General features: G+C 47.8%; 19 protein-coding genes and 2 rRNA genes (1 of these 21 running past the window's edge). 14 read left to right on the top strand and 7 right to left on the bottom strand.

What is annotated here, in order from left to right; translation table 11 throughout:
* The 5 genes from SGRA_RS08835 to SGRA_RS08810 form a co-directional block, all read left to right on the top strand.
* Positions 1-1,960 (top strand): 23S ribosomal RNA (locus SGRA_RS08835); it begins 853 nt to the left of the window's first position.
* A 108-nt stretch (positions 1,961-2,068) separates the two neighbouring features.
* Positions 2,069-2,177: ribosomal RNA gene (gene rrf / locus SGRA_RS08830) — 5S ribosomal RNA — on the top strand.
* 341 nt (positions 2,178-2,518) lie between these two features.
* Positions 2,519-3,268 (top strand): copper resistance protein NlpE N-terminal domain-containing protein, encoded by a 750-nt coding sequence (locus tag SGRA_RS08820; protein WP_015692304.1) that lies wholly within the window; start codon positions 2,519-2,521, stop codon positions 3,266-3,268.
* A gap of 5 nt (positions 3,269-3,273) precedes the next feature.
* A complete protein-coding gene (gene rsmG / locus SGRA_RS08815; protein WP_015692303.1) occupies positions 3,274-3,906 on the top strand; it encodes a 16S rRNA (guanine(527)-N(7))-methyltransferase RsmG in 633 nt (210 codons plus the stop codon).
* A 1-nt stretch (position 3,907) separates the two neighbouring features.
* Positions 3,908-4,369, top strand: coding sequence for a GNAT family N-acetyltransferase (locus SGRA_RS08810; RefSeq protein WP_015692302.1), 462 nt, complete (start codon positions 3,908-3,910; stop codon positions 4,367-4,369).
* Here SGRA_RS08810 and crcB read toward each other — a convergent pair.
* Positions 4,356-4,721 (bottom strand): fluoride efflux transporter CrcB, encoded by a 366-nt coding sequence (crcB, locus tag SGRA_RS08805; RefSeq protein ID WP_015692301.1) that lies wholly within the window; start codon positions 4,719-4,721, stop codon positions 4,356-4,358. The genes SGRA_RS08810 and crcB overlap by 14 nt on opposite strands.
* Positions 4,722-4,892: 171 nt before the next feature.
* The gene (locus SGRA_RS08800) at positions 4,893-5,594 is read right to left on the bottom strand and encodes a hypothetical protein (RefSeq protein ID WP_015692300.1); all 702 of its coding nucleotides are present in this window, start codon (positions 5,592-5,594) and stop codon (positions 4,893-4,895) included.
* A gap of 78 nt (positions 5,595-5,672) precedes the next feature.
* On the opposite strand from SGRA_RS08800, the gene SGRA_RS08795 reads away from it, so the two are divergent.
* The gene (locus SGRA_RS08795; protein WP_015692299.1) at positions 5,673-6,569 is read left to right on the top strand and encodes a lysophospholipid acyltransferase family protein; all 897 of its coding nucleotides are present in this window, start codon (positions 5,673-5,675) and stop codon (positions 6,567-6,569) included.
* Between the two features lie 5 nt (positions 6,570-6,574).
* Positions 6,575-7,552, top strand: a complete 978-nt coding sequence (gene corA, locus SGRA_RS08790; protein ID WP_015692298.1) for a magnesium/cobalt transporter CorA — start codon at positions 6,575-6,577, stop codon at positions 7,550-7,552.
* Here the strand turns inward: corA and SGRA_RS08785 are convergent.
* Complete coding sequence (locus SGRA_RS08785; RefSeq protein ID WP_015692297.1) at positions 7,549-7,809, bottom strand: TIGR03643 family protein; 261 nt, start codon at positions 7,807-7,809, stop codon at positions 7,549-7,551. The two genes, corA and SGRA_RS08785, sit on opposite strands and share 4 nt — an antisense overlap.
* 316 nt (positions 7,810-8,125) lie before the next feature.
* Here SGRA_RS08785 and SGRA_RS08775 point away from each other — a divergent pair, with 316 nt between their 5' ends.
* The 3 genes from SGRA_RS08775 to lptB all read left to right on the top strand — a co-directional run bounded on the left by SGRA_RS08775 (position 8,126) and on the right by lptB (position 10,889).
* Complete coding sequence (locus SGRA_RS08775; RefSeq protein ID WP_015692295.1) at positions 8,126-8,647, top strand: metallophosphoesterase family protein; 522 nt, start codon at positions 8,126-8,128, stop codon at positions 8,645-8,647.
* 269 nt (positions 8,648-8,916) lie between these two features.
* The gene (locus SGRA_RS08765; protein ID WP_015692293.1) at positions 8,917-10,140 is read left to right on the top strand and encodes an alanine dehydrogenase; all 1,224 of its coding nucleotides are present in this window, start codon (positions 8,917-8,919) and stop codon (positions 10,138-10,140) included.
* Between the two features lie 8 nt (positions 10,141-10,148).
* Positions 10,149-10,889 (top strand): LPS export ABC transporter ATP-binding protein, encoded by a 741-nt coding sequence (gene lptB / locus SGRA_RS08760; RefSeq protein ID WP_015692292.1) that lies wholly within the window; start codon positions 10,149-10,151, stop codon positions 10,887-10,889.
* Between the two features lie 147 nt (positions 10,890-11,036).
* Here lptB and SGRA_RS08755 read toward each other — a convergent pair whose 3' ends face one another.
* A complete protein-coding gene (locus SGRA_RS08755; protein ID WP_041329584.1) occupies positions 11,037-12,212 on the bottom strand; it encodes a proline dehydrogenase family protein in 1,176 nt (391 codons plus the stop codon).
* 260 nt (positions 12,213-12,472) lie between these two features.
* Positions 12,473-14,470: an alpha-ketoacid dehydrogenase subunit alpha/beta gene (locus SGRA_RS08750; protein ID WP_015692290.1), complete on the bottom strand. Its 1,998-nt coding sequence runs from the start codon at positions 14,468-14,470 to the stop codon at positions 12,473-12,475.
* 201 nt (positions 14,471-14,671) lie between these two features.
* Between SGRA_RS08750 and SGRA_RS08745 the strand changes: the two genes are divergently transcribed.
* Complete coding sequence (locus tag SGRA_RS08745; protein ID WP_015692289.1) at positions 14,672-16,012, top strand: RNA-binding domain-containing protein; 1,341 nt, start codon at positions 14,672-14,674, stop codon at positions 16,010-16,012.
* A gap of 67 nt (positions 16,013-16,079) precedes the next feature.
* Here SGRA_RS08745 and SGRA_RS08740 read toward each other — a convergent pair whose 3' ends face one another.
* Together SGRA_RS08740 and SGRA_RS08735 are read right to left on the bottom strand one after the other, a co-directional pair.
* Entirely contained in the window at positions 16,080-16,499 is a 420-nt protein-coding gene (locus tag SGRA_RS08740; RefSeq protein ID WP_015692288.1) for a YbjN domain-containing protein, read from the bottom strand.
* Between the two features lie 51 nt (positions 16,500-16,550).
* On the bottom strand, positions 16,551-17,489 hold the full coding sequence (locus tag SGRA_RS08735) for a glycoside hydrolase family 73 protein (protein ID WP_015692287.1): 939 nt from the start codon (positions 17,487-17,489) through the stop codon (positions 16,551-16,553).
* 570 nt (positions 17,490-18,059) lie between these two features.
* On the opposite strand from SGRA_RS08735, the gene SGRA_RS08725 reads away from it, so the two are divergent.
* From SGRA_RS08725 to rsmA, 3 genes are all read left to right on the top strand, one after another.
* Positions 18,060-18,596 (top strand): hypothetical protein, encoded by a 537-nt coding sequence (locus tag SGRA_RS08725; RefSeq protein WP_015692285.1) that lies wholly within the window; start codon positions 18,060-18,062, stop codon positions 18,594-18,596.
* Positions 18,597-18,611: 15 nt separating this feature from the next.
* Positions 18,612-19,745, top strand: coding sequence for a DegT/DnrJ/EryC1/StrS family aminotransferase (locus tag SGRA_RS08720; RefSeq protein WP_015692284.1), 1,134 nt, complete (start codon positions 18,612-18,614; stop codon positions 19,743-19,745).
* A gap of 758 nt (positions 19,746-20,503) precedes the next feature.
* Positions 20,504-21,298, top strand: a complete 795-nt coding sequence (rsmA, locus tag SGRA_RS08715; protein ID WP_015692283.1) for a 16S rRNA (adenine(1518)-N(6)/adenine(1519)-N(6))-dimethyltransferase RsmA — start codon at positions 20,504-20,506, stop codon at positions 21,296-21,298.
* The last annotated feature ends 72 nt before the right edge of the window (positions 21,299-21,370 follow it).

The following is a 21,370-nucleotide window of genomic DNA, read 5'->3' as shown; positions in this document are numbered from 1 at the left end:
GAGTCAAATCCTACCAACCCCTGATGAACTCCGAATGCTTAGACATGTTACCGAGCAGTGAGGCTGGGGGTGCTAAGGTCACCAGCCGAGAGGGGAACAACCCAGACCATCAGCTAAGGTCCCAAAATAAACGTTAAGTTGACTGAACGAGGTGGAATTGCTATGACAGCTAGGATGTTGGCTTGGAAGCAGCCATTCATTTAAAGAGTGCGTAACAGCTCACTAGTCGAGTGATTCTGCGCGGAAAATACTCGGGCATAAAACGTTTTACCGAAGCTATGGATTCGAAAGAGTGGTAGGGGAGCATTGTAGTTGCGCTGAAGGTGTACTGTGAGGTATGCTGGAGCGACTAGAAAAGCAAATGTAGGCATGAGTAACGATAAAATAGGTGCAAGACCTATTCGCCGTAAGACCCAGGTTTCCGATTCTATGTTAGACAGAGTCGGGTTAGTCGGACCCTAAGGAGTAGCCGAGAGGCGAATCCGATGGAAAATCAGTTAATATTCTGATACTTGTATATTGGGCGAAGCGGGGACGGAGTTGACGGTCATCTGCTCACTGACGGAATAGTGGGCTAAAGTGTGAAGAGAGGGCAGTAGTGAAGTACGCTGTCTATTTGAAGCACGATAGTACTTGGATCTCATTAGAGAGAAGAGCTAAGATGTTAGTCAGCTTCCAAGAAAAGCCGCTAAGCATTAACTAATATACAAACCGTACCGCAAACCGACACAGGTGGTCGAGGAGAGTATCCTCAGGCGCTCGAGTGATTCACGGCTAAGGAACTAGGCAAATTGGACGCGTAACTTCGGGAGAAGCGTCGCTCTGAGTAATCAGAGCCGCAGTGAAAAGGCCCAGGCGACTGTTTAGCAAAAACACAGGACTCTGCGAATCCGAAAGGAGAAGTATAGGGTCTGACACCTGCCCGGTGCCGGAAGGTTAAGGAAGGGGGTTAGCGTAAGCGAAGCTCTTGACTGAAGCCCCGGTAAACGGCGGCCGTAACTATAACGGTCCTAAGGTAGCGAAATTCCTTGTCGGGTAAGTTCCGACCTGCACGAATGGTGTAACGATCTGGGCACTGTCTCGGCCGTGAGCTCGGTGAAATTGAAGTATCGGTGAAGATGCCGATTACCCACAACGGGACGAAAAGACCCCGTGAACCTTTACTACAACTTAACATTGTCTTTGAGTAATTGATGTGTAGGATAGGTGGGAGACTATGAAGCTGATGCGCTAGTGTTGGTGGAGTCGTCCTTGAAATACCACCCTTTAATTGCTTAGAGACTAACCCGATGGGGGACATTGTTAGGCGGGTAGTTTGACTGGGGTGGTCGCCTCCTAAAAGGTAACGGAGGCTCCCAAAGGTTCCCTCAGCATGGTTGGTAATCATGCGAAGAGCGTATAAGTACAAGGGAGCTTGACTGTGAGACAGACAAGTCGAACAGGGACGAAAGTCGGGTTAAGTGATCCGGCGGTTCTGCATGGAAGGGCCGTCGCTCAAAGGATAAAAGGTACTCCGGGGATAACAGGCTGATCTCCCCCAAGAGCTCATATCGACGGGGAGGTTTGGCACCTCGATGTCGGCTCGTCACATCCTGGGGCTGGAGAAGGTCCCAAGGGTTGGGCTGTTCGCCCATTAAAGTGGCACGCGAGCTGGGTTCAGAACGTCGCAAGACAGTTCGGTCTCTATCTGTTGTGGGCGCTCGAATATTGAAAGGATTTGACTCTAGTACGAGAGGACCGAGTTGAACAGATCTCTAGTGTACCAGTTGTGCCGCCAGGTGCATGCTGGGTAGCTATATCTGGAAAGGATAAGCGCTGAAAGCATCTAAGCGCGAAGCCAACCTTAAGATGAGTATTCGTTGAAGAGACCTGGAAGATGACCAGGTAGATAGGCTATAGGTGGAAGCACAGTGATGTGTTAGGGAGCCAAGTAGTACTAATTTCTCGAAAGCTTCCTTTTTCTTTCTTTTTTAAAAGAAAGATCGATAATCAACGCACTTTTAAAGTTCTATTACTTTCCTTATGTCATAACGATATAGAGTTTATCCAGAGGGATAGACAAAGATTTAATGGTGGTCATAGCGAGGGGGAGACACCTTTTCCCATTCCGAACAGAGCAGTTAAGCCCCTCAGCGCCGATGGTACTACGAAAGTGGGAGAGTAGGTCACCGCCAACCTAATCTATAAAGCCTGTACAGCAATGTACGGGCTTTTTTTTTGCCCTAAAGAGAGTTTTTGCCCCGCAGGGGCTGGCGGCTTGCCGCCAAAGAGGAGCGAAGCGAGGACGGCTGAGGGATGGAAAGCAGGGCCGCCGCAGGCGGCAGACCCAAGGCTTTTGCAGCGAAGCGAAAAAGCCTGCAGGGCCGAGCAGACCTGCGAGCTGCGATACAGCCCGACCCGCCCGCAGGGCGGGGCAGCCCCAAAATAACAGCAGCAGAAATAGTACATTTCTGATTTTGAAGCGATTTGGGAAAACGACTCGAAAAACTTTAGCTATCTTAGCAAAAAAAATAGACCGATGAAGTACTACCTCCCATTATTGTTATTCTGCCTGAGCCTGACCGCCTGCAAAAACCAAAAAGATATAGCCGATAATAGCCGAAACACCCTCGATTGGGCCGGCCGATACCAAGGGAATTTGCCCTCTGCGGATTGTCCAGGCATTCAGACAGACTTGGAATTAAAAGAAGATGGGAGCTATACCCTCCGCTATCGCTATCAAGATCGTTCAGACTCGATTTATACCGAAAATGGAAAACTGAAGTGGGGGAAAAAAGGCCAGCAAATTACCCTAGAAGGCAAAGAAAAACCTAACCAATATAAAGTAGAAGAAGGTGCTTTGCGCCAATTGGACCTAAAAGGGAAGCCGATTGAAGGAGAACTAGCCGAACGCTATTTGCTCAAACGCCCAGAAGAAAGTCCGCTAAATAAATATTGGAAATTGGTGGAGCTGAATGGCCAAGCTATAAAGACTACCGAGGGCGCTCGCAGAGAAATGCACTTTATCCTAAAAGCCAATGGCCAACTCCAAGCGCATGGCGGCTGCAACAGCGTTTCGGGCAACTATAAATTGCAAGAAGATCAAAAACGCATTCAGTTTACAGGCCTGATGAGTACCAAAATGGCCTGCCCCAACTTGGGCAAGGAGCAAGAGTTTCTCAAGGTCCTTGGCAGCGTAGATAATTATAGTATTTCTGGAGACAAACTCAGTCTGCAAAAGGCAAGAATGGCCCCTCAGGCCCGTTTTGAAGCAGTTTATTTTTATTAAGAATCATGGAACGCATACAACATTATTTCCCAAATCTTAGCGCTCAACAACTGGAGCAATTTGCCCAATTAGACGCTTTGTATAGAGAGTGGAACGCCCAAATCAATGTCATTTCCAGAAAGGATATCGACAATCTTTATATTCATCATGTTTTGCATAGCTTGGCCCTCGATAAGGTGATGCCCCTAAAAGCTGGGGCGCAGGTATTGGACCTTGGTTGCGGTGGTGGATTTCCAGGTATTCCCTTGGCTATCCTCTATCCAGAAACCAATTTTATGTTGGTGGATTCTATTGCCAAAAAGATTAAGGTGGTGACTGAAGTGAGCCAAGCCCTTGGCCTCAAAAACGTAAAAGCAGAAGCTGGCCGTGTCGAAAAATTGAAGCAACGCTTCGATTTTGTAGTGACTAGAGCCGTGGCCAAAGCGCCCAAACTGGCGGCTTGGACCCGCAAATTGGTTAAGGCTAAAGGCAATCACTCTTTTCCGAACGGCATTTGGGCCTATAAAGGACTAACCAATATGCAAGAAGAACTCAATAGCCTCGGCCCCGATTATTATGGGGAGATTTTTCCGATGAAGGAGTTTTTTGAGGAAGAGTTTTTTGAAACTAAGTGTTTGGCCTACATTCAAGCACCCTAATATGCTGAGTTTTGAACTGAAAGCCTTCTCGGAGCTAAGCCTGCAAGAGTTTTATGCTCTGGCCCAATTGCGCCAAGCCGTTTTTGTGGTAGAACAAAATTGTCCCTATCTCGATCTAGATGGCAAGGACCAATTGGGGCATCATCTTCTTGGCCTAGATGCCCAAGGCGAACTGCAAGCCTATGCCCGCATTTTACCTGCGGGCAGCTCGTATCCCGAAGATACCTCGATTGGCCGAGTGATTAGCAGCGCCAAAATTCGTGGAAAAGGCCAAGGGCCCGCCCTGATGCAAGCCGCTATTTCTGCCTGTCAAAAATTATATCCCCAAACAGCTATTCGGATTTCGGCCCAAAGCCATTTGGTCCATTTTTATGCCAGCCTAGGCTTCCAATCTACAGGCAAAGAATACCTAGAAGACGATATTCCACATACTGAAATGCTACTGGAATTTAAAACCCTTTAGCCAAACTATAATAGCCCAAAGCCATGGCCAAAATGCCTAGAATTACACTAGCCAATAAATAGCCTAAGGCCATAGCATGGGCTTGGGTCCGTAATAACTGAAATAACTCCTGCCCAAAGGTCGAAAAGGTACTAAAGCCCCCACAAAAGCCCGTAGCCAAAAGTAACTTATAGGCCATCGGTCCGCCTTTTTGCTCAAAGTAAGCCCCAAAGAGGCCCAACAAAAAACAAGCGGCCAAATTAGCCGCTAGGGTTCCCCAAGGCCAGCCCTGAGCTGGCGGTAAATATTGATTGAGGGCAAAGCGGGCCATACTGCCCAAACCACCCCCCAGAAAAATCCATAGATAGTGCATCTTGCTAGTCTATATTGAAAAAGTGAAGCCCTGCCCTGGCCCATGGCTGAGCGCTGCGGAGCGGGTGGCCCGAAGGGCCAGACCAAGCCGCCAAAGGCGGCGCAGGGCCGAGCAGACCTGCGAGCCCCGCAGCATAGCGACCCGCCTTTAGGCGGGGCAGCCCCAAAAAAACTAATTATTCTTCAAAAAAGAAGCATCAAAAGTAGAGAGTAAGAGGTCCAACAAATCAGAAAATTCATCGGCGCTGCCGTCTGTATGTCGACGTAGCCAGAAATTGGCGCAAGTATTGGCCTCATACCAAATATAACCGGCCGCCTCTTCTTGGTCCGAATAATCTCTGAAAAATTCTTGTCGCTCCTCGGCATCTAGTTTTTGTCCTGCTGTGATGAGCTCGGGTTGCCGCTTCAAATGTTGCTCGGCTCGGTAATAACTGCGGGCCAATTGCTGTAAATTGGCCTCATAAAAAGGCTGATAACTACTCACAAAATCCTTCTGCTTACTCAACTTCTTGAGATATTGCTTGAGCTTTTTGAGAAACTTAGGATTGTAATGCCCAAAATCATCATTGTCCCAATCCATTATATTGCCCTCATGCGGGCCCGATAAAAAGAGCTTTTCGCCCAAAAGCGCCTCTAAAAACGGAATGCTCAATTGGATGCCATTATAAGCATACTTGCCCCGAATGCCGTATTCTGGCACCCAGCTTTCCATGGGTAAAGGCGGCTCTTCAGCCTGATTGTAATAAGGAGCCACCCAATTTTTTTTCGTTTGCTCTAGCTGCTGGCTGAGCTGCTTGACTTTTTTCTTTGATTGGGCCATAATCGCCCCAGAAGAAAGCCCCAAAAATAGAAGCAGGAATAGTTTGCGGTACATAATTTAAGCGTTGATTGCGGTAAAGGGAATTATTTTTATAGCCGTTTGGGTTAGAAGAAATGGACCAAAAATAAAGTTATGGAATCTCCAGATTTTAATCGGGATATGGCCAAGTCTAGATTGAGCTATGCCCATGAAACCGACCCCAAAATGAAACAGCTGCTGATTCGAGGCATCGAGCGCCTAACGGGCCGCCCTCGGATTGAAAAGCTGTATACCGAAATGAAACAGATGGAGCTAAGCCCTCAGTCTATTTGGCAAATTGCCTTAGACAAATTGGAGGTGTATCCGCATTTTGATCAGGCTCAATTGGAAAAAATTCCCCAAGAAGGGCCATTGGTGATTGTGGCCAACCACCCCTTTGGCGTGATTGACGGCCTGTTGCTAGGCCTAATCGCCTCCAAAATTCGACCCGAATTTGGGATTCTAGTCAATGAAGTGCTCTGCCGAGAAGAAATGTTTGAGCCCTATTTTTTGCCCATCGATTTTCGAGAGACTAAAGAGGCCCTGCAGACCATTATCAATACCCGAAAAGAAACGCTGGAACGACTGGCCCAAGGCCAAGCCATTGCCATCTTTCCCTCCGGAGGCGTAGCCACCGCCAAAAAACCCTTTGGCCAAGCCGAAGACTTGGAATGGAAGCGCTTTGTGCTTAAATTGGTCCAACGATCTAAGGCTACGGTTGTCCCGCTCTTCTTTCATGGCCAAAATAGCCGGCTGTTTCAACTCGCTAGCCAAATTAACCAAAATCTTCGCCTTAGCCTACTGCTGCATGAGGTCCGAAATAAAATGGGCCGACATATTGGCATTAGTATCGGCGACCCCATTGCCTACGAGACCATCAAGGCCCAAGGTAAGGCCGACCAAATGCTCGATTTTCTCTATCAGGAAACTTGGAAGCTAAAGGAAGATCCGATCTACAGCCAATTTAGAAAGCCTAAGCAAGCCAAAAAATTGGCCCGTACCCTAAAGTAAATCATATGCTCGACCTGATTGCCTATAATGCCGGCCAAGCCGACCGAAAAGAACTCCGAATTGCCGAATTAGAAGGCAGTCTGCCTGAATTTACCGAAGCCCAAAAGTGGCTGAATATTAACGTTCCCCAAGATAAAGATCTGGGCCAATTGGCCCAGTTTTTCAAATTGCACCACCTGACGCAAGAGGATATTTGCGCCACCGAAGATCTACCCAAAATTGAGGCCTTTGAGGATTACCTCTTTCTGAGCCTCAAGATGCTGAGCCTAAATGAAGCAAAAAAGTTAGAGGTGGAACACCTCTCTTTTGTCTTGAAAAAAGAGGCTCTGCTCTCTTTTCAAGAACGACCCGGCGATGTGTTCGAAGATATCCGAGATCGCATTTTTAATAATAAGGGCTTCCTCAGAAAACGCCGCCTAGATTATCTGTTTACCCGCCTGATTGATGTGGTGGTGGACCATTACGGCTTTTGCCTAGAAGATATCCGACAAGAAATTGTAGAGCTGGAAATCCGCCTGCTCGATCAAGCTATTGATAATAAAGGCGTGATTCAGGAAATTATGCGCCTCAAAAAACAACTGAACCGCATCCGTAGCCTGATTTGGCCCCTAAGAGAGCTGCTCAATCGCATCAAATCGGAAGGGACCAGCTTTTTTCATAAGTCGAGCTTTACTTATCTCAACGATATCCAAGACCATCTCCAATATCAACTTTCAGCCTTCGATAATTTACGCGAAATGCTCAAGGACCTGATGGATTTGCATAACGCACAGCTGAGCAATGACATGAATCAGATCATGAAAACCCTGACCATCATCTCGGCCCTCTTTATTCCACTCACTTTTTTAGCCGGCATTTATGGGATGAATTTTGACCATATGCCCGAAACAAAATGGCCCTGGGGCTATCCCGCCTTACTTGGCTTAATGCTGATTATTACCGCCTTTTTGATCTATTTTATGCGCCGCCGAAACTGGTTTTAACTCTTCCGATTAAAGGAAATACTCTTTTGTCGGCTACATCTAAAACGCTGCATACCCGCTGGCGCCAATTTCTGATGCTTGCTTTTGCGCCCCTGCACCCGCTTGCGCCAACGCCGAAAACTACTGGCTTTCATCTCTTTCCGCATCAAGGCAATGACTTCCTTTTCTGTCAATCCAAACTGAAATTCAATGGCCTCAAAGGGCGTGCGATCTTCCCAAGCCATCTCAATAATCCGATCTATGCTGATTTGATCCATTTTTTCTTTTTCTCAACAAGCATTTTCTTTTTTGGTTTATTTTTTTGGGGCTGCCCCGCCTTGCAGGCGGGTCGGGCTGTCTCGCAGCTCGCTCTTCGCTCGGCCCTGCGCTGGCTTCGCCAGCTTGGTCTGGCCTTCGGCCACTGCTGCCCATCCCTCAGCCGATGCCTTGGGGAAAGCCCCAAGGCCAGGCGCCATCGCTTGGCGATGATTATTTTGGCGGCTTCGCGCCCGCTCCATCAATTTGGACCAATAGCAGGGAAAATCCGCTATTTTTCTCCTAGCTTTGGCTTTTGACCATCTTTAATAGAAAAGCATGAAACGCATAGGCCTCATTTCCGATACGCATTCGCATCTAGAACCCGCTGTCTTTGATTACTTTGCCGACTGCGACGAGATCTGGCATGCTGGCGATATTGGCCACACCGATTTGGCCGATGCCCTAGAAGAATTTAAGCCCTTTCGGGCCGTTTATGGCAATATTGATGGCGCCGCTTTGCGCCGCCGCTATCCTTTGGTCCAAGATTTTGAAATAGAAGGCTTGCGGGTCTACATGATTCATATTGGGGGCTACCCTGGCCGCTATTCCAAGGGCGTAAAAGCCGCCCTGCAAGCCAGCCAAGCCGATTTATTTATTACGGGCCATTCGCATATTGTCAAGGCCATGCCCGACCGCCAACTCAATTTATTACATCTTAATCCAGGAGCAGCGGGCCGCCACGGCTGGCATAAAGAAAAAACCCTGATGCGCTTCAAGATTGAAGCAGGCCAATTAAGCGATTTGGAACTGATCGAATTGGGGCCAAGAGGCCAAATTTCCCCCGAAGAGCTGCCCTAGTTGGTCCATTGCGGTGGACAGGCGGCGGAGCCGCCGCAAAGGCGCGCAGCGCCTCGGCTGAGGGGCTGTAGCAGGGCCGCCAAAGGCGGCAGACCCAGCGGGCATAGCCCGCGCAGGGCCGAGCAGAGCTGCGAGCTGCGCAATGGCCCGACCCGGCCGAAGGGCGGGGCAGCCCCAAATTGTGAAAAAAGGGAAAAAAAAAGGGCCTTTGCTAAAAAGTGCGTATTTTGAGACAAGACCCAAAACTTGTTCAAGGAAACAATAGCAGCATGCAAAAATCCAAAATTAGCATCCCCAAGGAGTTGAGTGAGCATATTCTTACGCCCTTGGCCGAGCGCCTAGCCGTAGAACATCCCCAAGGAAAAGTGACCATTGGGATTCCCAAGGAACTGAAGTTTTCTGAAAATCGGATTGCTTTGACGCCCTCGGCTGTGCGGACTTTGGTCCAAATGGGCCACCGTATTCGCCTAGAAACTGGGGCCGGAGAAAAGTCTAATTTCTCCGATTATGATTACTCTGAAGCTGGGGCCGAAATTTTGGCCGATAGAGAGCAGCTCTTTAAGTCGCAAGTGATTCTTAAGGTTGCGCCCCCCTCTTTGGAGGAGATTGATCTGGGCCATCCTGGGCAGATTATTATTTCGCCCATTCATTTGCCTGCCTTGACCGAAGAATATATCTATCGCCTCAAGCAAAAACGCATTACCGCTATGGCCATGGAGTACATGAAGGACAGCTCGGGAAGCTTTCCTTTTGTGCGCATGATGTCGGAAATTGCCGGGGTTTCTGCTATGCAAACTGCCGCCGATTTGCTTTCTCATAATGAAGATGGCCGAGGCGTTTTGTTGGGCGGAATTGCTGGGGTTCCTCCGGCCAAGGTGGTCATTTTGGGCGCTGGCGTAGTGGCTGAAGTGGCCACAAGAGTGGCCCTGGGCTATGGGGCCGAGGTCCGCCTATTTGATAATAATATCCGCAAATTGATGCGCCTCCAAAGTAATTTGGGCCATCGTTTATATACGGGCACCTTTAGCTCGCCAGAAATGTATGCCGAAATCCGCTCCGCTGATGTGGTCCTTGGAGCCATCCACTCGGAAACGGGCCGTACGCCCTGTATTGTGGGCGAAGATACGGTGGAGCAAATGAAGCCCGGCTCCGTAATTATTGATGTGAGTATTGATCAAGGCGGCTGTTTTGCCACCTCTCGCCTGAGTACGCATGAGCAACCCAGCTTTATTAAGCATGATGTGCTGCATTATTGTGTGCCCAATATCGTTTCGCGCTATCCCAAAACTAGCTCGGCGGCCATTAGCAATATTTTGGTCCCCTTATTTGCCGAAGCAGGTAGCACCATGGGCATTGAGGCCCTTTTGCGCAGCGATGCGGGCTTCCGAAATGGCGTTTATATGTATAAAGGCAGCCTGACCAACCAATATATGAGCGAGCGTTTTAATATCAAGTATATGGATATTGACCTTCTCCTGATGACTAATCTCTAAGATCTATTATGAAGTTAAGAGCCGAAAACCTAATTAAGCAATATGGCAACCGCATGGTGGTCAAAGGGGTGTCTTTAGAAGTCTCTCAGGGCGATATTGTAGGCCTTTTGGGCCCAAATGGGGCCGGCAAAACCACTACTTTTTATATGACGGTGGGCTTTGTGCAGCCCAAAAGCGGAAAGGTCTATCTGGATGAGGAAGAAATTACGGATCTCCCCATGTATAAACGGGCCCGCAAAGGCGTGGGCTACCTGCCTCAAGAAGCCTCTATTTTTCGCAAATTGACGGTGGAGGATAATATCAAGGCGGTCCTAGAAATGACCAAATTGACCAAAAAAGAGCAGGCCCATAAACTGGAAGAATTACTGGATGAATTCTCTTTGCATAAGGTCCGAAAAAGCAACGGAGATACCCTTTCGGGGGGGGAGCGCCGCCGTACGGAAATTGCCCGTGCCCTAGCCGTTAATCCCAAATTTATCTTGTTAGATGAGCCTTTTGCGGGCATCGACCCCATTGCGGTGGAGGATATTCAGACCATCGTTTGGCGGCTCAAACAAAAGAATATTGGCATTTTGATTACGGACCATAATGTGGGCGAAACCCTCTCGATTATTGACCGGGCCTATATCATGGTAGATGGCAATATTTTTAAGGAAGGAGGTGCGCATGAATTGGCCAATGACCCCAAAGTGCGGGAGCTTTATTTGGGCCAAAGTTTTGAATTAAAGCGGAAGTACGGACAGGTTTAGGATGATGTTTTGGGGCTGCCCCTCCCTTTGGTCGGGTCGGGCTCTGTCGTGGCTCGCAGGTATGCTCGGCCCTGTAGAACCGCTAAATATGGGCCATTTGGGCCAAAAAAAGAGGGAGCGCAAAGCGCTCCCTCTTTTTCATTTAGGCTAGTAGCCTTCTGTTTTTCGGCGTTTTAATTCCTGTTCAATCAGTTGTAGCTCTCGGCTCATTTCGCCATTGACCGAAGAGTTTTCTTGGGCGCGGCGAATCAGGTAGGGAATCACATCTTTGATAGGACCAAAAGGCATATACTTAGACACCCGATAACCCGCTTTGGCCAAATTGAAGGTCAGTTGGTCACTCATGCCATAGAGCTGGCAAAAGCTGAGGTGGGGGTGGCGTTTGGGCAATTCTTCTTGCTCCATCAACTCCACCTGATAGGCTGTACTAAACTGATTATGTGTAGCCACACAAGAAGCAATGCGTTCATAATGTTCTACACAAAAGAGAACGGCCAGATTATAATCTCGGTCGGTGGCCTCCTTATTGGGTTGGATAGGAGAGGGATAGCCCATTTTTTGGGCGCGTTCCCGTTCTTTTTCCATATAAGCACCACGGACCATTTTGGCCCCCAACAAATAACCACCTTCTAAGGCCTTTTCATAAGAATCTTTAAGAAACTGCAGGCGGTCGTGTCGGTAGAGCTGGAAGGTATTATAAACCACCACTCGTTCTGTATTAAATTCGGCCATCATTTCATCGGTCAGCTGGTCGATAGCGCCTTGGATCCAGCTTTCTTCTGCATCAATGAAGAGGGCCATTTTTTTCTCTAGGGCCGTTTGGCAAAGGACCCGCAAGCGTTCTTTGGCCCGATCCCAGGCGGCTAGTTCTGTCTCAGAAAGAATATCTGCAGCAGTAATTTTTTCGAGTAGGGCATGCTGGGCCAAACCCGTTACTTTGGCGCTAATGATTTCTAGGCTTTCTTGCTCTTCGGCAAAGGCAAGTGTTTTTAGAAACTCGTCTAGGGTTTTATCAAAGTCGGCTTCTGTATCTTTGGCCTCGGCCCCATAATCGAGGACCGTTTCTACGCCATAGACCTTGAGTTCTCGGACCGCCTTGAGGGTTTCGGGCAGGTTGCGCCCCCCGCAAAAGAGGTCGAAAATAGTGCTATGGATGAGCCCCTCTACGGGCAAGCCCCAATTGAGGGCCTTGAGGCCAAAGCGGCTCCCTAAGCCCACGAGCCAGTCTTGGCTCATTCCGCGAAACAACCAGCGCATTTTTTGTAGTCGCCGATTGGAATACCGCTCGAAAGCGATTTTAGTGTTGTTAAAATCTATCTGCATAAGGCATAGCTGTTTATCAAAGGAGGGAAGTTTTGAAGCGGCCCAAAAAGTAGATATAGCAGGGCCTTAGCCCTGCTCTATAAAGGATCGCAAAGCGATACCACTTTTAGCGTAGCGTTTCGGCTGAGGGATGGAAAGTGGTGCGGCGAAGCCGCAGACCCAAGGCAGGCGGAGCCTGCCTGCAGGGCCGAGCAGACCTGCGAGCCACGACAGAGCCCGACCCGAGCGAAGCGAGTGGGCAGCCCCAAAAAAACATCATCCTAATAACTTAGAAGGCGGTCTAAGGTTTGGGCCAAACGGCTTTCGGGCAAGAAATTTCGTTCTAGGTCGGCGGCAAAAGGGACGGGGGTGTCTAGGCTGGCCAAACGGAGGACAGGGGCATCGAGATGCTCAAAAAGATGTTCGGAAATATGGGCCGAGAGCTCGCCTGCGATTCCGCCGAAGAGGCAATCCTCTTGAAGAATAAGGACGCGATTGGTCTTTTGGACCGTAGCGGCGATAGCTTCATAATCGAGGGGCAGCAGGCTGCGCAGATCGAGGATTTCGACATCTAGATTTTGGGCTTCTACATAGCGTTTGGCCCAGTAGACGCCCATGCCATAAGTAATAATACTGGCGGCTTGGCCTTCACGGATGAGCTTGGCCTTACCAATTTCTAGGCTATAGTAATCGTCGGGAATTTCTTGGACCACCTCTCTAGAGCGGTAAAGTGCCTTATGCTCGAAGAAAATAACGGGGTTGGGGTCCTCAAAAGCGGCCAACAGCAGGCCCTTGGCATCGTATGGATTGGAGGGGTAGAGCACCTTGAGGCCGGGAGTATGCGTATACCAAGCCTCATTACTTTGCGAGTGGTAGGGACCGGCGCCCGTGCCAGCGCCCGTAGGCATACGGACCACTAGGTCGACATTTTGGCCCCAGCGCCAATGTAATTTGGCGGCATTATTTACAATTTGGTTGAAGCCGCAGGTAGAAAAATCGGCAAATTGCATTTCCATCATGGCCTTATGGCCCTTAATAGAGAGGCCGATGCCTGCGCCGACGATAGCACTTTCGCAGAGCGGGGTATTTCGGACCCGTTCTTTGCCAAACTGCTCGACAAAGCCCTCGGTAATTTTGAATACCCCGCCATAATCGGCAATATCTTGTCCCATGAGGACCAATTTGGGGTGTTTTTCCATAGCTTGGCGGAGCCCATCAGAGACGGCATCGACAAAACGCTTTTCGGTTTTTGGGCCATTTTGGGGCGGCAACTGAGGGGCGTAGGGATTAGGCGCAAAAAGATCGTCCAACTCCTTTTGCGTATTGGCTTGGACGGCGGGTTCGGCATAAGCGACCTTTAGGCCCTGCTCAATTTCTGTTTTAATTTGCTTGCGGAGCGTTTTGATATCCTCCTCCGTCAAGAGCTTTTCTTCTAGCAAAAAGGCCTCATAATTATGGAGCGGATCTTTTTGGGCCCAGTGGTCCATTAGTTCTTGAGGGACATATTTGGTTCCGGAAGCCTCCTCATGTCCACGCATTCTGAAGGTATCGCATTCGACTAGAATGGGCCGAGGATTTTTGCGCATGGACTTGGCCAGTTTGTCTACTTTTTGGTAGACCTCTAAAATATTATTGCCATCGATGCGGTGGCCTTCCATGCCGTAGCCTTTGGCCCGATCGACTAGATGTTTGCAGGCGTATTGTTCGCTAGTGGGGGTAGAGAGGCCGTAGCCATTATTTTCGATCACAAAAAGGACGGGTAATTTCCAGACTGCGGCCACATTGAGGGCTTCATGGAAATCGCCTTCGCTCGTGCCGCCTTCTCCGGTAAAGGCCACAGCAATTTTTTGTTCTTCCTCTAATTTATGGGCCAGGCCGACGCCGCCAGCTAGGGCCAATTGGGGGCCAAGGTGAGAAATCATGCCCACAATATGGTGTTCGGGGCTACCAAAGTGAAAAGAGCGGTCGCGGCCTTGGGTAAAGCCTAGGTTTTTGCCCTGCCATTGGGCAAAAAGGCGTTCTAGCGGAACATTTCGGCTAGTGAAAACGCCTAGGTTTCGGTGCATCGTGAAGATAAACTCATCTTCTTTTAGGGCATTGGTGATGCCCACGGCGATGGCTTCTTGCCCAATCCCAGAAAACCACTTACTGATTCGGCCTTGGCGGAGGAGGACCAGCATTTTCTCTTCAATCATTCGGGGGCGGAGCAAGCCTTCATATAGGGCCAGCAAACGCTTTTTAGACAGTCGTTTTTTATCAAATTTTAGCAAAGTGCTCATAATCGTAATTGTTTAGTTGTGCTAACTAAAACAAAGGTAAAAATCCTTTTGAAAATGTAGGAGTTGGCCTAGGTTTTCCGCTTTGGGAATGGGCGTTATTTTTTTGCTTGTGGGGGAATTAGTGAGATGTAGATGTGAGTGTAATTAACTAATTATCGTATATTTGATGAGCGTGGTTTTTTGAGGAAAAAAATTTTAGATATGTCAGAAACAAATAGGGTCGAGTATAAGGTCACTTTGAATAAAGAGCTTGATTTAGAAAAGGAAGTAATAGCTTTTTTTAATTCTTTAGAGGGAGGTTTTATTTATATCGGTATAGATAAAAATGGAGAGACTATAGGTGTAGCTGATCCAGATGATGATATGCTTAAAATTAAAGATAGAATAAAGCATAATATAGAGCCTTCGGTAATGGGGCTATTTAACCTTCAGATAGAGGAAAAAGAGGGGAAGAAAATTATTAAGTTGACTATAGCTAGTGGTATTGAAAAACCGTATTTTAAAAGAAAGTTTGGGATGACAGCAAAAGGTTGTTATTTAAGGATTGGATCTGCCTCGGAGCCAATGCCTCAAAAGATGATAGAAGATTTATTTTCGAGTAGGACGAGAAATTCAATAGGCAAAATAAAGTCAGATAAGCAGGATTTAAGTTTTGCCCAATTAAGGATATACTATGAAGAGAAAAAAAGACCTTTGAATGCTAAGTATCAAAAAAACTTGGAGTTATTAACAGCTAATGGCTTTTTGAATTATGTAGCTTATTTATTAGCAGATGAGAATAGTATATCCGTTAAAGTTGCAAGGTATAAGGGGGCCAGCAAAGTTGATTTAATCGAAAGCAATGAATATGGCTACAAGTGCTTAGTTACAGCAGTTAAAAATGTGCTGAATAAAATTGAGCAGGAAAATAAAATTGAGGTAGCCATTACAGCTAAAGAGCGCATAGAAGCTCCTCTTTGGGATGGAGTAGCTCTTCGAGAGGCTATAATAAATGCTTTTGTACATAATGACTATACAAAAGAAGTCGCTCCAACAATAGAAATATTTAGTGACCGTATAGAGGTTACTTCATTTGGTGGTTTAGTTGATGGTCTAAGTCAAAATGAATTTTTTGAAGGCTACTCTATTCCTAGAAATAAAGAGTTAATGAGGGTATTTAAAGACCTTGATTTAGTGGAACAACTAGGGTCAGGGATACCGCGCATATTAGCATTCTATGATAGAAGCTGTTTTAAGTTCTCTCAAAACTTTATAAGGGTTGAGTTACCTAAAAATCAATTGCCAGCATCTCAAAAAGGGTTGGTAAAAGGGTTGGTAAAAGGGTTGGTAAAAGACCTTGATGCCCGCCAAATTACTTTATTAAATTTAATAGCAGAAAACCCAAAGAGTACGAAGGTTGAAATGGCCCAAAAAATAGGTGTTAGTAGTACAACTATAGATAAACACTTGAACGCATTAAAAGAGCTGAAGCTATTGAAGCGGCAAGGCGGTCGCAAAAATGGCTATTGGCAAATTCTGCATAAAAACGATAAAGGAGAGTGATTTGATTTTAACAAAAAAAGCCCACTAAGATAACCTTAGTGGGCTTTTGCCTGCTCAGCCATTTTGTTTAGGCGGCTTGGGCGCTATATTGTTTAACCTTGCTTTTAATTCGGGGCAGAAATTTTTGCATACAAGAGACATTGATCAGCAGGCAGCGGTCTAGCATGCGTTCGGAAAGTTGTTGGGCCTCGGTATCGATATAAGTTTTGAAGCGGACCTCTCCGGTTTGTTGGTCGAGCTCGAAGTTGCCAAAGATGCGTTCATTATTGATTTGCATAAGGTAGAGGGCGAGCTCGGAGCGGTTTTCTTCTGGCACCTTAAAGGGGAGGACCGAATAAAAGGCGATGCCCGAGCGGCCGCAAAGAAGCAGCATACAGGCCCAATGGCCTTCTGGGGCATCTACTTCAAAATCAAAAACCTGTTTGTTTTCTCGGATTTGGTAGGGCACGGCAATGCGCTCCAAGTACTTTTGGACCATTTTAAACATAAGCAGAAGTATTTAGCGATCTAAAGAAAATGGGAAAGAAAGAATAGGCGATTATTTATCGTAGGCATCGAGTCCAAAAAACTCAATAATACCAATGAGCTTTTCGGCATATTTGGGGTCGGTGGCATAGCCTGCTTTTTTGAGGCCATGCGCCCAATCCTTATAATTGCTACGGTCGAGTTTAGTGAGGGCCTTATAACGGCGGCCAGAAAGGAGTTTGCTATGCTCGCGGAAACTGCGCCAGGGCGTTTCAAAAATGCGGAACATATCATATTTACTATCATCGGTATAATTGGCGCAGCGGCAGCCAATACATTTTGCGCGGCATTTGATGCCAAAATGATTATTGTCATTTTTGGCCAAGCGGCTGTGGCCCGCATTGCTTTCGAGTAGGCCTTGGGCCAAGGTAATACTAACGGGAATATTAAAGAGTTCGGCCTCTTCTTGGGCCGTTTTCAGATATTGGTTGATGTAGTCTTTGCAAACGGCTAGCTTGGCATTGACAATTTTTTGGGGAATGCCGTGTCGCTTGGCATAGGTGGGGTTAAGCACAAAACCCAGATTAGAATATTGGGCCGCCTTTTTTTGCTCCTCGGCCGTGAGGGCAGCCCCTACAGCTGTGGCCGCATTGGCCAAATTGAGGTTTTGCTTAATGTCCTGGCTCTTTTCTCGAATTTGCTCCCACCAAGGCTTATCTAAAGCAGGCGTTTTGGCCGAGGCAGGCACCGCCTCTGCCTGAGGGGCCTCTTTCTGGCTGGCCAAAATGGCGGTGGGCGCCAAACTGCTGTTCATGGTCTGGCTCGATTGGGCCGATTGCTCGCCCATAGAAAAATGAAAACTAAACTCTCTTTGCGAAAGCAAAAAAATAAGTAGGCCCATAAAACCCAAACGGACCCAGCCGTTGCGGCTGTAATCTTGGGTTTTTTTCCAACCGAATTGAATACGTTGACGAATGGGGGCGGGGAGCTGTGGTAATTTAGACTGAGACATATAGCGCTTGTTTTGTTGGTAGAGACAATTTGTAGGCGTTTCCTGCCTTACAAAAGCAAATTTAAAACAAATTGTTTCAAAAAGGAAAACAAAACCAACAAAAAGTTTTGATTTTGGCCAAAATTCCAACTCCAAGGCCGATAAAAAGGGAGAATTATTCTTTGGATTCTCTTGCCCACGGTTGTATCTTGCCCATATAATTGGTCCTTTTGCGGTGGACAGGCCCCAAAGGGGCCGCAGGCTATAGCCAAATTTAAACGCACTCACTTTTATAGTTTGCAGCAATTTCCCGCTAGTCGGTCCTATTTTTCTCGACCATAGCGAAGGCTATGCCCTCAAAAAATAGCTGGCCTAGCAGAAAATTCATAGCAAAGATGGTCAAAGCAGCGCGATTAAATCTGGCTGAGGGATGGACAGCAGTGGCCCGCAGGGCCAGACCCAGCAGGCGCAGCCTGCGCAGGGCCGAGCGACCCGACCAACGGGAGCCGACGCAGCGAAGCAAGTAACAGCGAGCTGCGAAACAGCCCGACCCGAGCGAAGCGAGTGGGCAGCCCCAAAAAAAAATAAGCCATGTGGAGATTCTGGAAAAAGCGCTTTAAATGGAGCCGCTTAGAAAAAGGAAAAGATTTGCAGGCGGCCCAAGAACGGCCCGCTCGGCTTTTTGTGGAGGCCAGGCTGAGTAATCCGCCTCGAAAGGCCTTGGTGGGCATTTGTTTGTTGGCCTATGAAGATGAGGATTTTGTCTATTGGGGCTACCCTTATTTTTGCCGCTTGTTTTCTAACCAACGCTGTGTCAATGAATTTTTTAAGAGCCCAAGGGCAGAAGTAGCCGATTTATATCCCGAATATAAACTCGATTTTTATAGCCTGCGCCTAAGGGAGCGGATTCGGGCTTGTATTCGAGAGCAAGAAGAGCTCTTGGATGGGGTTCATTTTTTGGGCTTTACTTACCGTATGCCGCCAAAAATTAAAACTAAAACAGATTGTTTTGAAATAGAGGTCCGGGCCTACCGGCGGTTTCGTTCTTCGGGAGAGGAGCGGAGCGAAAAACATAGCTATTACCTGAAATTGAGTCGGCCCGATTTGGCCTTGCTCGATTATCGTTAAACAGATTATTTTAAGATGAAGAAGATTCAAATGGTGGATTTGCAGAGCCAATACCGCCGCTTTAAAACAGAAATTGATGCTGCTATTCATGAGGTGTTGGATAGCTCGGCCTACATTAACGGTCCCGCTGTAAAGGGCTTTCAGGCTGCTTTGGAGGAATACCTAGGGGCCAAGGCCGTGATTCCCTGCGCCAATGGAACCGATGCCTTGCAAATTGCCCTAATGGCCCTAGATTTGGCCCCCGGCGATGAGGTGATTGTGCCTTCTTTTACCTATGTGGCCACGGCCGAAGTGGCGGCCCTGCTGCGTTTGAGCATTGTGATGGTGGATGTTGATCCCCAAACCTTTAACCTGCGTGCAGAAGATGTTGAGGCGGCCATTACGCCCCAAACTAAGGCGATTGTGCCCGTGCATCTCTTTGGCCAAAGTTGCGATATGCAGCCCATTATTGAGCTGGCCGAAAAACACCAACTCTATATTGTAGAGGATAATGCGCAGGCGATTGGGGCCGATTATAGCTTCCCCAATGGCGAGCAGAAAAAGACGGGTTTGCTGGGCCATATTGGCTGCACCTCTTTTTATCCCTCCAAAAATCTGGGCGCTTATGGCGATGGCGGCGCCATTTTTACCAATGATGAGGCCCTAGCCGATAAAATTCGCATGATTGCCAACCACGGCCAAAATCGCCGCTATTATCACGATCGGGTAGGGGTGAACTCTCGCCTAGATGGGATTCAAGCGGCCCTTTTGCATGTAAAACTCAAGGCCCTAGATGAGTTTTCGGCCGCTCGCCAAAAAGCTGCGGACTACTATGATGCGGCCTTTGCCGAGCTAGAGGAGGTCCAAACGCCTTATCGCGCGCCTTATAGCAGCCATGTTTTCCACCAATATACCCTTTTGGTCCCCGCCGATCAGCGCGATGCTTTGCAAGCGCATTTGCAGGCGGCTGAGGTGCCCTGCATGATTTATTACCCCCTGCCTTTGCACGAACAAGCCGCTTTTGAGGGCTTTGCTCGCAAGGCCAAGGCCGAGCTGCCCAATACCGAAATGCTTTGCCAGCAGGTTATTTCGCTGCCCATGCACTCGGAGCTAGAGGCCGACCAACTGGTTTATGTGGCCGAGCAAGTCAAGGCATTTTTCAAAAAATAGCCAGCCGCATAGGGGAACATACTATATATAGTCTCTTCTGATTGTAGAATTATGTAAAGCTCCCTGCTAGACCTCTTCCTTTTTGGAAGGGGTCTTTTTTTGGGGCCTCCGCAGCAAAGCTGCGGCGCTACGCTTTGGGGCTCGCTATTCGCTCGGCCCTTCGTCGCTTCGCTCCTCGGTCTGGCCCTGCGGGCCACCCCGCCGCATCGCTAGGCCTGCGGCCCTTCGGGCCTGTAGGATGGATATATAGACCTGTGGGTTAAAACCCGCAGCCAATTTCGGAACAGATTAGCTAAGATTTAGCCACCCCTTGGCCTGCAGCTTAAAAGCCGCAGGACCTGAAAAATCAAATAGCTCCTTTCTTAATTGAAGCAGGGGCTTTTAAGCCGCTGCGGCGAGAAAAATAATGACCCAAGCAAATTGGCTGCGGCCTTTAGGCTGCAGAAACAGGGATTTTGGCCTCTAATTGTTAGTAAATTGTTAAAAATAGAAATAATGTAACAAAATGAAAAAGGGGAAAAGTTCGGTTTGGAGGTGAACCAGTTTGGTCTGGAGGTGAACCAGTTTGGTCTGGAGGTGAACCAGTTTGGTCTGGAGATGAACTAGTTTGGTCTGGAGGTGAACTAGTTTGGTCTGGAGGTGAACCAGTTCGGTCTGGAGGTGAACTAGTTTGGTCTGGAGGTGAACTAGTTCGGTCTGGAGGTGAACCAGTTCGGTCTAGCGCTCTAATTTGGTGTATCCGAGATAAAAGCGTAATTTTGGGCTTCACAAATACAGGAAAACAGTTGAAAGCAAAAAAATCATTTGGCCAGCACTTTTTGAAGGAGGGGCCTATTGCGGAGCGGATCGCCAAGAGTTTGATGGAAGAAGGGCCTAAAGAAGTCTTAGAAGTGGGGCCGGGCATGGGCATGCTCACGCAATATCTTTTGCAAGAAGACTGGGATTTAAAAGCGGTAGAGGCGGATAAGGACATGGTCAGTTATTTGGCCCAGCATTATCCTCAGTTGCCTGTTTTTGGAGAAGACTTTTTAAAATTAGACTTTCAGACTGTATTTGATGGGCGACCCTTTCGTTTGATTGGCAACTTTCCTTATAATATTTCTTCACAGATCTTGATTAAGGCCGTAGATAATGTGGCCTTGGTTCCGGAAGTTGTGGGGATGTTTCAGCGGGAGTTGGCCGAAAGAGCGGCGGCCAAGCCGGGCTCTAAAATATATGGGGCTTTGTCGGTAGTGGTGCAAGCCTTTTATGAGGTAGACTATCTGTTTACGGTCAAGCCGGGTAGTTTTAACCCCCCTCCCAAAGTATTTTCGGGCGTAATAGCTTTGAAAAGACGAGAAAATTACTTAGATTTAGGATGTGACACGCGACTTTTCCGAACCTTAGTCCGTGCTAGTTTTGGCCAGCGCCGCAAAATGTTGCGCAATACCATGAAGCCCTTTTTACCGAAAGAGGTCTTATTTGGGGATGCGTTTTTTCAGCAGCGGCCCGAACAGCTGAGCCTTGAAGATTTTATTTCCTTGACGAACATTGTGGACGAGCATCGTAGCTAGCGAGCTACCTTGCTGCTTTTTTATGCCTTTTATCTACTAAGGATAAACAGGCTATATTTCTTTGTGCCTATT

The organism is Saprospira grandis str. Lewin (assembly GCF_000250635.1).
Lineage (GTDB): Bacteria > Bacteroidota > Bacteroidia > Chitinophagales > Saprospiraceae > Saprospira > Saprospira grandis.
Note: the sequence above shows the minus strand (reverse complement) of the source record. Positions and strands in the feature narration are given on the sequence as shown.